The sequence below is a fragment of the Bacillus sp. 522_BSPC genome (genome assembly GCF_001076885.1).
Classification (GTDB): domain Bacteria; phylum Bacillota; class Bacilli; order Bacillales; family Cytobacillaceae; genus Niallia; species Niallia hominis.
Map to the genome: position 1 here is coordinate 1 of NZ_JVDT01000213.1, position 13,099 is coordinate 13,099.

At 36.8% G+C, this 13,099-nt stretch carries 15 protein-coding genes and 1 riboswitch; of the genes, 4 read left to right on the forward strand and 11 right to left on the reverse strand.

From position 1 onward, the window contains the following. Window positions 1–163 precede the first annotated feature (163 nt). Complete coding sequence (locus tag ADJ83_RS17535) at window positions 164–1,525, forward strand: IS4 family transposase (RefSeq protein WP_048717268.1); 1,362 nt, start codon at window positions 164–166, stop codon at window positions 1,523–1,525. A 279-nt stretch (window positions 1,526–1,804) separates the two neighbouring features. Here ADJ83_RS17535 and ADJ83_RS17540 read toward each other — a convergent pair whose 3' ends face one another. Beyond that, window positions 1,805–2,662, reverse strand: coding sequence for a manganese catalase family protein (locus tag ADJ83_RS17540; protein WP_031540034.1), 858 nt, complete (start codon window positions 2,660–2,662; stop codon window positions 1,805–1,807). A 148-nt stretch (window positions 2,663–2,810) separates the two neighbouring features. On the opposite strand from ADJ83_RS17540, the gene ADJ83_RS17545 reads away from it, so the two are divergent. Further along, window positions 2,811–3,359, forward strand: a complete 549-nt coding sequence (locus ADJ83_RS17545) for an ATP-binding protein (protein WP_031540033.1) — start codon at window positions 2,811–2,813, stop codon at window positions 3,357–3,359. A 226-nt stretch (window positions 3,360–3,585) separates the two neighbouring features. Here the strand turns inward: ADJ83_RS17545 and ADJ83_RS17550 are convergent, their stop codons facing one another. The 5 genes from ADJ83_RS17550 to ADJ83_RS17570 all read right to left on the reverse strand — a co-directional run bounded on the left by ADJ83_RS17550 (window position 3,586) and on the right by ADJ83_RS17570 (window position 5,914). Further along, window positions 3,586–3,948: a hypothetical protein gene (locus ADJ83_RS17550; protein ID WP_031540032.1), complete on the reverse strand. Its 363-nt coding sequence runs from the start codon at window positions 3,946–3,948 to the stop codon at window positions 3,586–3,588. Window positions 3,949–3,964: 16 nt separating this feature from the next. Continuing rightward, window positions 3,965–4,294 carry a YolD-like family protein gene (locus tag ADJ83_RS17555; RefSeq protein WP_031540030.1) on the reverse strand — a complete coding sequence of 110 codons (330 nt, stop codon included), beginning with the start codon at window positions 4,292–4,294 and terminating at the stop codon, window positions 3,965–3,967. 310 nt (window positions 4,295–4,604) lie between these two features. Then, window positions 4,605–4,847 carry a DUF2164 domain-containing protein gene (locus ADJ83_RS17560; protein ID WP_031540028.1) on the reverse strand — a complete coding sequence of 81 codons (243 nt, stop codon included), beginning with the start codon at window positions 4,845–4,847 and terminating at the stop codon, window positions 4,605–4,607. A gap of 44 nt (window positions 4,848–4,891) precedes the next feature. Next, on the reverse strand, window positions 4,892–5,338 hold the full coding sequence (locus ADJ83_RS17565) for a GNAT family N-acetyltransferase (protein WP_031540026.1): 447 nt from the start codon (window positions 5,336–5,338) through the stop codon (window positions 4,892–4,894). An 18-nt stretch (window positions 5,339–5,356) separates the two neighbouring features. Then, window positions 5,357–5,914 carry a GNAT family N-acetyltransferase gene (locus tag ADJ83_RS17570; protein WP_031540025.1) on the reverse strand — a complete coding sequence of 186 codons (558 nt, stop codon included), beginning with the start codon at window positions 5,912–5,914 and terminating at the stop codon, window positions 5,357–5,359. Window positions 5,915–6,090: 176 nt separating this feature from the next. On the opposite strand from ADJ83_RS17570, the gene ADJ83_RS17575 reads away from it, so the two are divergent. Further along, complete coding sequence (locus ADJ83_RS17575) at window positions 6,091–7,137, forward strand: LLM class flavin-dependent oxidoreductase (RefSeq protein WP_031540024.1); 1,047 nt, start codon at window positions 6,091–6,093, stop codon at window positions 7,135–7,137. A 17-nt stretch (window positions 7,138–7,154) separates the two neighbouring features. On the opposite strand, the gene ADJ83_RS17580 is transcribed toward ADJ83_RS17575, so the two are convergent. From ADJ83_RS17580 to ADJ83_RS17600, 5 genes are all read right to left on the reverse strand, one after another. Further along, window positions 7,155–7,622 (reverse strand): hypothetical protein, encoded by a 468-nt coding sequence (locus ADJ83_RS17580; protein ID WP_031540023.1) that lies wholly within the window; start codon window positions 7,620–7,622, stop codon window positions 7,155–7,157. Between the two features lie 423 nt (window positions 7,623–8,045). After that, a riboswitch (cyclic di-GMP riboswitch) is annotated at window positions 8,046–8,128 on the reverse strand. Between the two features lie 238 nt (window positions 8,129–8,366). Then, a complete protein-coding gene (locus ADJ83_RS17585) occupies window positions 8,367–8,846 on the reverse strand; it encodes a hypothetical protein (protein ID WP_031540022.1) in 480 nt (159 codons plus the stop codon). Between the two features lie 64 nt (window positions 8,847–8,910). Further along, on the reverse strand, window positions 8,911–9,651 hold the full coding sequence (locus ADJ83_RS17590) for an AAA family ATPase (protein WP_031540020.1): 741 nt from the start codon (window positions 9,649–9,651) through the stop codon (window positions 8,911–8,913). Window positions 9,652–9,664: 13 nt separating this feature from the next. Next, entirely contained in the window at window positions 9,665–10,882 is a 1,218-nt protein-coding gene (locus ADJ83_RS17595) for a DNA polymerase thumb domain-containing protein (RefSeq protein WP_268817775.1), read from the reverse strand. 64 nt (window positions 10,883–10,946) lie between these two features. Next, window positions 10,947–11,276, reverse strand: coding sequence for a YolD-like family protein (locus tag ADJ83_RS17600; RefSeq protein WP_048718552.1), 330 nt, complete (start codon window positions 11,274–11,276; stop codon window positions 10,947–10,949). 308 nt (window positions 11,277–11,584) lie between these two features. Between ADJ83_RS17600 and ADJ83_RS17605 the strand changes: the two genes are divergently transcribed. After that, window positions 11,585–12,898 (forward strand): IS1380 family transposase, encoded by a 1,314-nt coding sequence (locus ADJ83_RS17605; RefSeq protein ID WP_016205278.1) that lies wholly within the window; start codon window positions 11,585–11,587, stop codon window positions 12,896–12,898. The last annotated feature ends 201 nt before the right edge of the window (window positions 12,899–13,099 follow it).

A 13,099-nucleotide genomic window follows, 5' to 3' on the forward strand; every position in this document is an offset into this window, starting at 1 on the left:
AACTTTCGCACCAAAAAAATAAGTGCAAATCGTTAGTTGTATTGCGTCTATGGTCTATTAAATATGTTGCTTGACAGTGTTTAATAAAATGAAATAACACCTCATTCTTTGGTATAGTGTAATTGTAGAGAAAACACTACCATACAGAAGAGGTGCTCCCTATATGATAGACCAAAATAGCCAAAACAATCAACTACCAAAAGAACTTAATTCGGTTTTTTCTGAGCTTGAAATGAATAAACACCTGCGCCAAGCAGGAATTAAAAAATCCTTCGGTTTCAGCTGTTCCTACTTATTTCAGCTTGTTTTCTGTTTGATTTTCCAGCACAAAAATTGGTTTTCACTTCTTGATTCAAAGAAAGCCGATCAGTTTCCAGCCAAAGATGCCGTCTATCGCTTTTTAAACCAATCAACTTTTAATTGGCGCCGTTTCTTACTACTGTTGAGCATTTTTACTATTCAAAAGGTGACTCGCCTTACGAATAAAGAGCGTCCAAAAGTACTGATTATCGATGATTCTGCGTATGACCGAAATCGTAGTAAAAAGGTAGAGCTTCTCGCTCGTTGTTTTGATCATGCTTCCCTGAAAATGCGTTTCTTTAAGGGGTTTCGTATGCTCACTTTGGGCTGGTCAGATGGCTATACATTTATGCCAATTGACTTTTCTTTAGTCAGTTCAAAAAAGTCTCAAATCAATGGTATCTCTGAAAAAATTGATAAACGTACTTGTGGATACAAGCGTCGAGAAAATGCATTACAAACTGAGCCTGAACAAGTTCCTGACATGATTAAACGTGCATTAGCCAATGGGATAGATGCAAGTTATGTCCTTATGGATTCTTGGTTTACATTGCCACCACTTGTAAAGTCTATTGTGGATCAAGGATTAGACGTAATTGGTATGGTCAAAGAAACAAAACAACGTTATAACGTAAACGGGGAGATGGTTTCTTTAAAGCAACTATACCGCCTAGCTGGACCCATTCAATCCAAGAAAGGAATTCTTCGTTCCATCCATACGATCATGGCTAATGGAACACCAATTAAAGTGGTATTCATTCAAAACAGAAATAAGAAAAGCGACTGGCTTGCCATCCTCAGCACAGACTGCACTCTTTCAGAACAGGAGATCGTCCGAATCTATGGAATGCGCTGGGATATCGAGGTATTCTTTAAGGCGGCCAAATCTCTTTTGAAACTTGAAAAAGAATTCCAAAGCCGTTCATATGACGCGCTTATTTGCCATACAACGATTGTGTTTTCTCGTTTTATCGTTCTGTCGTGGCAGAATCGCTGTAATACCGATCAACGCACAATAGGTGGTCTGTTTTACGAATTATGCGATGAAGTAAATGAACTTGATTGGGCTGTCGCATTACAGCAATTGATCGAGCTTCTTCAAGATGCACTTAAACAAACGAATAAGAAAATCAAAAAAATAATTCAAAGTCAACTTGAACAGTGGATCGCTGGCCTTCCTAATTATATCAAGGCTTATTTGCCGATATCACTCTGCGAAAGTTGAGTTATGTATATTCAAAGGGAATTAGGAATAAAAAATGTATTTTCCTATATCCAAAATTACACATAGTGCATAAGATAAAGAGGATGGACAACCAATATTTTTGCCAGCTAGGAACACACAAAAGCTCTACTCATTTCATCCAGAGTAGGGCGATTTTTATATGCTAAAGGCAATAGACGTAGATAATCAATTTGTTGCATGCATTTTTTTTAAAATCAAAGTAGAAAAAGGCAAGTATAAAGGAAGAGGCACCATGCTTCTCCCTTTTGTTGGATAGAATTAATTATTTAAATCAGCAAGTCCAGATGCATGTTCATTCGGCATATCTGGTAACTCTGGAACGGGATGTCCTTGTGGTGGTGGGACAACATTTAAGTCGCCATTATTTCTGCTCGGCGTTGTTCCTTGGAAGATTTCACCCATTCTTGTATTATCAAGGCGGAAATTGAATTGCGCATTATGGAAGCCCATTTCCACGTATTTTCGACATTCTGGATATTTGTTTATATCATAGTTTGGAACAGGGAGGATTTTACCCCAATCTACTCCTAAAGTCTCTAGTGCTTTAGCAAAGGCGTTTTGATGGGCGTTATCACGGACGATTAAAAAAGCAATTGTTTCTCTTAGTGTTTTATTGCTGCTCATTTCATAGATTCTTGATTTTTGCAGAACGCCAGTTGATTCCAAAACAAGATTATTCAACAGATTTGCAACGAGATTCCCGTGATCATATACCCAAGAGCCATTCCATGGATTGCCGCCTGCATCAACAGGAAGAGATGCTTTAGCACCGATTATATAGTGATGAGGATTTGCGCCGGCTTTTATTACATCATCTAAAGGAGCTCCGTCACTTCCTAGATTACCTGGCATGCTTTCGCCTGAGTCGTTTAGCAGCTGATTGATGGTGGTTTGAACGAGCTCAATATGGCTAAGCTCTTCCAAAAACACACCGCGAATTAAGTCACGATATTGCTTTGCTTTCCCACGGAAGTTTGCACTTTGAAAAGAGAACTGCATCATTGTTCTCATTTCTCCAAATTGCCCACCTAACGCTTCTTGTAAAACTTTTGCTGCATTCGGATCTGGCTTATCAGGGACGATCATATTGATTAAATCTTCTCTATAAAAATACATGAATCATCGAACTCCTTTATTTATAATCACATATCCTTTTTATCCTTCCAAAAGAGGAGAGGAATATACCTGAAACAATTTTTTGATGGGAAAAGATAGTTGGTTTTTGTAAAATGAAGGTATTAACTAATTTATGGAGGGGAAAAGGATGAGCAGATTAGTCATCATGACAGTTGGCATGACACATAGCGGGAAAACGACATTTGCAAAAGCGCTGGAAAACAGGCTTGAAAACGCAGTTGTTGTCGACCAAGATAACCATAGTGAATTTTTACAGACCCACTATGAAAAACTGGTGCCAGAAGGTGGAACCAATCATATAAAGCATGCTTTGACAAAATTGATTGTTGATTATGCCGTTCATCACTCGGATTGTCATCTTATTTTGAGCAATGCCAATCGTAATCAGGCAAGTCGCAAGGAATTGCTTTCCTATTATAAAAAACATGATTTTACTTCTGTTCTTGTTCATTTTAATCTTCCGTTAACCCTATTAAAAGAGCGAATTGCCAAAACCAACCGTGATACACTTCGTTTAAGAACTGCCTGCTCTTATGATGAGGTGCTTGCTCGTCAAAACAAGGAAACAGGTATGGAGGCATTTACTCCAATAGCAGGAGAAGCTGATTATTTATTCACAGTAAAGAAAGAAGAGGATGTGTCAGCTATTATGGAAGCAATTAGTAAGCTCACATAACTTTTTTAGCAATCGTAAACAATAGAAGATTTATATGCTGTACATATATGGAATATCGTAGTAGAGGATGGATAACGAACAAAATAGTTTGTATTCCGATTCTTTTTTCACGAAATAATTAAAGTGTATGGATAAGGGATAAAAGCAATGTTTCCTACTTGTAGGAGGACATTGCTTTTTTATGGTGAGGGAGATTCATTTGTAGCTTTTCAAAGATTCTTGCTAATTAACCAGCATTTTCCTTAAACAAATAGTAGCATAATAGCTTTTCCGTATTTGCTTTTAATACTGCATTAGTATAACGACGGACTTCATGATAGTTGGCCACATAATAATGATATTCGGTAAAGCTTTTATCTGTATTTCCCTTTACCAGTTTCATGTTATTTTTATACAATTTCTCCTTGAATCCTTTTAAATCGGCTTGGACTTTTAACATTGTATTTTCTATAAGGTTTATATAGACTTGGTTTAACTTAAAGGGAGTTGTTTTTGCTTGATGGTAATCTCTTTCTAAAACAGCTAGTAAGAGAGGTAAATAAATGAGATGCTCCAGTATTTTTATTTCTTCCTTTGATAGTCTATTCATGATGTCTTCCTCTAAATTATCGACGTTCCACATCGATTAGCATATGAAACGGAATGTAGTGAATGGTATTGTTTTCATCCTCGATTCGAAGCTCTTTTTTTATGTAGTCAATAAAAACTGTTCTTCCAATCAGTATTTCGATAAAACCCTGTTTGAATAAGGAGAATTTTAGGGATAAATGGTACTCCATTCCTTCGTGAATCAGTAAATCGATGTCATTTAGCTTTTCTTGATCTAATTCTGGTTTTTTCACCTTTTTCTCATTTAATAGTTCTTCTTTCACAGCAGCAACATGTTCTGGCAGCATCATCGCCACCCATTTTTTTGTTCCACGGTCTTTAATCATGAAAAACACACTCCTTCTATACTCCATATAATAACAGAACGTTTGTTCTTTTTAAAGGTTTTTCAGAACATTTGTTCGTTTATAATATATGCCAAATAAATAAATTTATGTAAGAAAAAAGCATGAAACCAATAAGAAGTATATTTCGTGTAAGGAGACGGAAAAAAGGGAGGGCAGCTTCATAGTATCCTAACGCCGCCTTTTGGAAATGGTGGGATGGCTTTAACGATGGAATTAATTTTTGAAAAAGAACAAAAAGAAGGGGAGAGCTTACTCTCACCCTTGGATTGAAGTAGAAGATAGAGAGCTCTTATTTAAGCGGTCTTTCTAGTGTTAATAGCTCGTCTTCAAGAGCGCTAGTTCTTTCTTCGACTATTTTTCTTGCGTCTTTAACCCCAGCATTATAAAAATGGGGAGCAAGGGATTCCTTCACGAAGTCTAACACTCTTTCAGCAGCGAATTCGGAGATGTCTTCCTCTCTTTCTTCAGAAAAGAAGAATTGAATATCGGCAATCATATCATCTTGTTGTTTTTTTGTCAGTTTATAAAACAATCGTATCCCATCCTTTTTTGTTATGTCTAATAGTATTGGAGCATCTAATCTAAGACTTTTGCAAAGCATATAGCTTCTGGTATATGCTCATATTTCCCATAATTTTCTATTTTGCTATAGCCATTTTTCTGATAGAATGCAACAGCATTTCTGTTTTTTACTCTTGTTTCCAACCAGATTTTTTTGTAGCCGGATTTTTTGGCTAATGCTTCTAAATGCAGAAGGATCGTTTTTCCAATTTGTTGACCAGGATATTTCGCATACATCCTTTTTATTTCGGCAATGTCAGGAGTGAGTGGGCGAAAGGAACCGCAACCAACAGGCATTCCTTTTTCATACGCAACAACGAATTTCGCGTTTGGTTTCGTCAAATCAACTAATTGAATTGAATTTTGCCCACTGCTTCCTGTTAGAAATTCAAGGGTTGAGGATAATTCCTCCATGAGCATTTTTGCATCCTCTGAAAAGGGGCTGACTTCCATGATTTTCATTTTATCCCTCCAAGCAAATCAGCTATGATTTCTTGCCCATTCTTCGCGTAACAGCCCATAGATAACATGGTCTACATAATGATCATAAAGCCATTCGGCTTGTCTAATCGTACCTTCTTCTGTGAATTTTAGTCTTTCTGGCAGGGCTCTGCTTTTCTTGTTCCCGGTTGCTGCGGCAATTTCGATGCGATTAAGATCTAATTCTGTAAAGCCATATGTAATGAATGCTTCGCATGCTTTTGTCATAATTCCCTTTCCTTGATATTCTTCTCCTAACCAATAGCCGATTTTCCCAATTCTGCTTGTACGGTTAATCTCATTGTAGCCAATCGTTCCAGCAATTTTTCCCTTATAAGAAATAGCTACTGATTTTGGATAGCCACCTGTTTCCACCATTCCTTGCAATCTTCCACGAATATTTTCTTTCGTATCTTCTACTGTGTTCGTATAATCGAGCCAGCCAAGCCACTCTTTTAAATAGGCTTTATTTTTAATCGTTAATTGAAAAAATTCTTCCGCATCGTCTAAACGAAACACTCTTAATGCTAAATCTTTATCGATTGTATGCTGAAACATCGTATCCCTCCAGTTAAATGATGTATGTTTCCCTTATTGTAAGGGAAAGGAGCAGGAAGTTCATTACTTTTTTATCAGTAGCACACAATAGTTGTAATTCGAGACATCTCCTGTTTTAATTAGAGAAGTAGTACCTAGTTTGATTTTTTGCTTTTGATTAAGGGGGATATACAATAGTGGAGATAGGAATAAGTACATTTGTGGAAACGACACCAGACCCTCATTCAGGGAAGGTCGTTAGTCATGCAGAACGAATTCGTCAAGTAGTAGAGGAAATAATTTTAGCAGATAAAGTGGGATTAGATGTCTTTGGAGTAGGGGAGCATCATCGAAAGGATTACGCGGCATCAGCACCTGCGCTGATTTTAGCAGCGGCAGCTACACAAACAAGCCGGATCCGCTTAACAAGTGCAGTTAGCGTTCTTTCCTCTGATGATCCAGTTCGAGTATTTCAAGATTTTGCAACATTGGACGGACTCTCAAATGGACGTGCCGAAATTATGGCAGGTCGCGGCTCCTTTATCGAATCATTTCCGCTCTTTGGCTATGATTTAAATGATTATAATGAATTATTTGATGAAAAATTAGATTTGCTTTTAAAATTACAGGCATCTGAAAAAGTGACATGGAGTGGAAAGCATCGTCCAAGTATTAATAATCTTGGGGTTTATCCTCGGCCAGTACAGGATCCATTGCCGATTTGGATTGGAAGTGGTGGGAACAGTGAGTCCGTTGTCCGTGCCGGTATCCTTGGTTTACCATTAGTGTTAGCGATTATTGGAGGGAATCCAGCGCAGTTTGCTCCACTTGTTGACCTTTATTACCGTGCAGGAGAGCATGTCGGCCACGATCCGAAGAAATTAACGGTTGCTTCTCATTCCCATGGATTTGTTGGAGAGACAACAGAAAGTGCTGCAGATGCGTTCTTCCCATCCACACAATATGCCATGAATGTTCTTGGAAAAGAAAGAGGATGGGGAGCCTATACAAGAGAGACATTTGATGCAGCGCGGAGTGAAAATGGTGCACTGTATGTAGGAGATCCGCGCACGGTCGCAGACAAGATTATTGCTCTTCGCAAAAATGTAGGCATTACTCGGTTTATGCTCCACGTTCCCGTTGGCAGCATGCCCCATGATCAAGTGCTTAGAGCAATTGAATTGCTTGGAACAGAAGTAGCTCCACTTGTCCGTAAAGAAGTTGCTGAATGGGAAGCCAGATAAAGATTAGGGAATGCTTCTTAGTGAGCATTCTCTATATTTTTATCTGATACAATAAATTTTTGAAACCAGTAATTAAGAAAAGACAGGCCATATGAAATAAAGAATAAATGAATAGAGGTGAATTTCTTTAATTTATAAAAGCCTACTTTTTGAAAAAATGTATTTAATGGAAAAGCAAAAATAAGATCCATTATGAAGTTTATTAGTGTGTATAGTAGAAACTTCTTATGTGTTAAATGAAATATCCAAATATTAATCGCTACAAAAGGGCCGAATATAAATCCCAATGCATCTGCGACTAAAGAATTTAATCCGCCTTTTACTTTCCACCATTTAAAGATAAGCGATAAAAGCGTCTCGATTAAAAGAATAGACGCAGAGAAAAAAGTAACAGGAAGAAACTTTTTGATAATCGATTTCGGAAGAAACAATAAGCTTCCCCAACTAATCAGAACCATGCATATTCGTAAAAAGACAATCGACATAGGCTGTCATCTCCATTTTAAAAGTTTTTCATTAAAAATGAAATCGCTTTTATTTTCCGTGAATTTTTTGAGATTATCCTAAAAATGTATTCGAAGCGGAATGAGTATAGAAATTGTTTATGTAGTTGAGTTTTCTGCGAAGAGGGGAAAAAGGAAAAAATCCATCATTAATTAATGATGGACTGGCAGTAAGGACAGGTGATATCTGTAAGCTGCTTGAATTCAATTCGCTTAAAGTCTGATTTTTTAAAGGTAGAATACGATTTGTATTTCGAACCACACATACAGTAATTCTTGTCCTTTACAACATGTCTAATACACGGCTTTTCAGTTACAACGGTTGGATAAAACATAACATTCCTCTTTTCTAATTTTATAAGGCAAATTAGACAGGAAGATTTTTCAACAAGATATATGTATAATCTTGGCAACCCGGCTACCATAGCAATTGCGTTAGGCCCGTGGCTTTGCGTCTTTTACTTTCGTAAAATTTGCCCAAATTTAATTTTACCACTTTATTCGGTTAATTCAAGGTATAAAGTCGTATTTTTTTATTACTTTATAAAAAAATATGAGTTGATAGTCCTGATTTCCGTTCGGAATAGTGAAGTCAATAGGTATAAGGGCTGTTTTAATCGGTGTATAGAATAAAACGTTTCATCATTTTAAGTCAAACTGTAGAAGAAAGAAAAGAGGGAGTTGCTAAAGGAGTATTCGTTATGATCTCAAGAAGCAACAGAATAATCATTCCGTCGCCGAACGGGATTTCTTCTCCAGTTTGGTTACTAGCTTATAATATTTTATTAAAATAAATAGTAAAATGGGATTGATGCAAAAGGAGTAGGAGATTTTCCACCAGCCATAATGAAAATATCCCCATGGTGATGGTAATAAAGTGAACCATTCATATCCTACAATGATAAGATTCCACATGAAAATAAATAAAATTTTATATAGAATCTTTTTCTTCATCGGATAAAGATTTAGGAAAATAATATTTACAGGTGGTACCAATAGTAAAATATGAATGATTGATTCCCAATCCACCTCTGATTTACTGAAGTACCAGTAGGCATGGTATCCTACATCAATATATAAATCAAACAGCAGTTGAAAAGCGATAGTAAATATCCATATATGTAAAATTTGATTATGCGTTAATTTTTTATTCGTTATATAGGCAATAAAATTAAAGATAAAGACAGAGAGTAATAATCCAATCATAATAATCTCCTTAAGTAATCAGATAGTTATACTATTTACTGATTAAGAGGAGAATATCCAATTTTTACATACCCTCTATTTCTTCCTCCAATATATCTCGCAGCATTTTCTCTCGATATTGTAAAAAGTATTTGGTAATTTGATAATGCTCTGTATTTTCGTATTCGACTTCCTCCATTTGGTCGCCATCAAAGCTAAGAATTGTCGCATTCGGATAGCCTAATAAAATCGGAGAATGAGTCGCAATAATAAATTGGCATTCTTCGGTCTCTGCTAAATCATGGAGGATGCGGAGAAAGCTTAATTGCCGTTGTGGTGATAGCGCAGCTTCCGGCTCATCTAATAAATAAATCGCTTCTCCTTTAAAACGGTGAAGAAAGAGAGATAGGAAGGATTCGCCATGGGACTGCTGTAATAATGATTTTCCGCCATAACTCGCATATTTATTCGCACTTTCTAGTTGATCAATATGTGTAGCAAATTCATAAAAGGATTCCGCCCGCAGAAAAAATCCGTTCGTAAGCTTAGTAGGAGACCATGATAACTGTAGATATTCTCCCAAATCGGATTGGGAAGAATGAACATCATAGCTGTTATTTCTGCCACCGCCTGCTGTATTAAATTGGCATTGATAGGCAATAGCTTCAAGCAAGGTAGACTTTCCAGAGCCATTTTCCCCAACAAAAAACGTCACCTTCTTTTTAAAATCAAGGGAGCTAAAATGGCGGAGTGCAGGGATTATAAAGGGATAAGTATTTTTGGAAGGAATGCTTTCCTCTTTTAATCGAATTTGTTTTAACATCAATCCACCTCATTTCTTATTTTTTATGTCCACCAAGTAAATTAGCGCGCTTTAGGGCTGTACCCCCAGAGGTGTAGGAAACAGCACGCAAGATGGCGGTCGAGCCATAGCGATTTCGAATCGTATCGACAACATAGCCAAGCTTCCTTTTTTTCCACCCGCCTGTGTCAAATAAATCTAATTGCATTTCATAATCATTCTCTAATTTTGTAATAGAAACAGAAATTTGTCTAACCGTTTGTCCCCGGTAGTTTTCGTGAAATAATTCAAGGCAGACCTGATAAATAATCATCGTTACATTTGTTGGGTTTTCGATTGTTCGAGATCGTTGAAAACCACCGCCAAATTCATCTTTGCTGTAAGAAATTCCTAAAGTGATGGTTCTTCCTGCATGATGATTGCTTCTGGCTCTTTTTGCTACATCCTCACACATTTCAAGGAGAACGGATTTTATTTCGTGGATTTCTTTATAATCTCGCAGCAATATCTGGCTTTTCCCGTAGCTAATTTGTCCTTGCATAATGGGTGCACCAATTTCCGATAAATCAATTCCCCAGGCATGGTGGTAAAGCTGATTCCCCATAATCCCAAATTTCTTCTCAAGTAAGGTTAAATCATAGCGTGCTAACTGGCCAACCGAAAATATCCCCATATTGTTTAACGTTTTTTCTGTTCGTTTTCCAATTCCCCACATATCGCGCAGCGGGGAAATAGGCCATAATTTATGGGGAATGTCCTCATAAGACCATGTGCTTATACCACCATCTACTTTTTTCGCTTCTAAATCAAGACAAAGCTTTGCCATGAGCATATTGGGTCCGATGCCAATTGTCGAAGGCAGCCCAAACTCGCGCATAATATCGCCTTTCATTTTCTGAGCTATTTCCATTGGTGTGCCAAAGGTTTTTCCCATTCCACTTACATCAAGAAAGCTTTCATCGACAGAATAGGTATGGACAGCAGAGGGGGGCACATATCGGAAAAATAATTTCGTTATCTCGGTCGATACTCGAATGAATAGTCCCATTTTCGGATTTCGCACGATAATTCTTGGATCATCTGGTAGTTCAAAAAGTCTTGAGCCTGTTTTTATGCGAAAGTCTTTCTTCATGGCAGGAGATGCCGCTAAGACGACACTGCCCTTTTGGTCGGTATTGCCAACAACCACAAGATGGCAGGTGAGAGGATCTAATCCTTCTGTGACAGCAATAATGCTCGCATAAAAGCTTTTCATATCTACACAAAGAATGGATCTATTTGGAAATTGCGTATAATCAAACACGGTAATGCTCCTTTTATTAATCGTTTTGTATGTTTACCAAGCTGGGAAAAGGAATGGAGTGCGTATGATTATTCGTATCGAGAATACGAAGCTCTCGGTTTAGATGGTCTATAGAAGTTGTTTTTCCAGATAAACATCTGATAGCTCCATCATGAAAAATCTCAAAGTGAAGCAAAAGATTATATTCGATTCCTTCAAGTAACAGTAACTCCATTTCGCGTATTTTATCTTCTTCTAAAATAGGCATTTTTATTTTTTGTGATTCCACTAAAATCTCTTTTATACTTTGAACATGTTCAGGCATTATCATCGCTGACCATTTAATTGTGCCTCGATCGCGCAGCATCTAAATCATCTCCTTACTTTTTTATCATAACAGAACAAGTGTTCGTAATCAAGAAGGGCTGGAAAGAAATCTATTATGTAAAAATAGGAAAAGGCATGTAAAAGGGAATAATCTTGAAAATTTTACGTATCCAAAAGAAATAAAAAATTATATACACCTGAATTATTCATAGAAAATCATTAATTGGTTACAATCGTTATTCCAATAAGCTTTTTTGTTAAATGTTAATTCACTTGATAAATGAAAAAAGAATCCATTTCTGATAAGGTTAAAACAACGACGAAATAACCACAGAAAGGATTCTTATAATGGCTACTTTACCGCAAATTACCCTTGATTTCAATCGCAAAATTAAATTGTCAAATGATGGAGGGGATCTGTCCTCCGATACTGGTGAATTTCTTTTTAGGGAATTCGATGAGAAAATTGGATTTTCAAAAACACTAGAAAACCATTTGAGGTTAAACGATTCTAGGGCCTATTACCTCCATTCAAACGAGAACTTATTACGTCAAAAGATTTATCAAATGATTGCGGGCTATTCCGAGGATGATGCAGCTGATCATTTAACGAAAGATCCAGTTTTCACCCAAATCATAGGAACGCCAGCGCTCGCTTCACAACCGAGTTTATCTCGTTTTTACACACGTTTTGATAAAGAGTCTATTGATCATTTAAATCAAGCAAACCAAGAATTACTTGATAAAATCCATTCATTTCGGGGGTCCGAAGCTTTATTTATCGATTTGGATTCAACCCATTCTGATACTTATGGAAATCAAGAGGATTCTTCCTACAATACGCATTATGGAACAATGGGTTTTCATCCATTGGTTGCTTTTGATGGTGCTACAGGTGACTTTCTTAAAGCGAAGCTTCGTCCCGGAAATGTATATACTTCAAATGGTATTGTTGAGTTTATTCAGCCATTAATTGAACACTACAACCAAAAGTTCCCTGAAACGAATTTATTCCTTCGTGGAGACAGTGGGTTTGCCGTCCCCGACTTGTACGAATTGTGTGAAAAGGAATCCGTTTTATATGTGATCCGATTAAAATCTAACCTACAATTACAAAGTCTTGCTAAAGAATACCATCCTTCTTCTGCACCACGAGATGTTTCAGAAACAGAGCGCTATTTTGAAGAAGCCACTTATCAAGCCAAGTCATGGTCGAAACCAAGAAAAGTGATTATCCAATCGGTACGACCAGCTGGTGAATTACTTTTTGCCCATTCCTTTTTTGTTACAAATTTTGAAATAGCTTCTCCAAAAGACATCGTACGAGCTTATCAAAAAAGAGGAACGATGGAAAACTATATCAAGGAATCAAAGAATGGCTTTTATTTGGATCACATGAATAGTCATTCTTTTCAAGTCAACACGGTAAAAATGATGCTAAGCCTGCTTGCTTATAATTTAACGAATTGGTTACGAACCATTTGCTTTCCACAAGGTCAAAAGATGATGCAAATTGATACCATACGTACAAGGCTTATTAAAGTTGCCAGTAAACTAGTGAAATCAGGTAGATCTTATTACTTTAAATTGTCATCAAGTTTTGTCTATCAGAAATTCTTTTGGAACGTATTGGGTCAAATACAAAAACTCCAGATTGAGTAGCTTAACTTGGTTTTACCAACTGAAAAAAATTTAAATTTCAGTTAAGGGGAGAAGTCTGCCTAAAAATAGGACATTTCCAATGGGAAATAAATTAATTAGATTTTAAAGGTTAGAAAATGTTCAATCTTATAAAAAGATAGAAAACTCTCACCTGCATTTTAGAAAAACGTGCATCTTTTAAAGTGCTATGAATATTTCAGG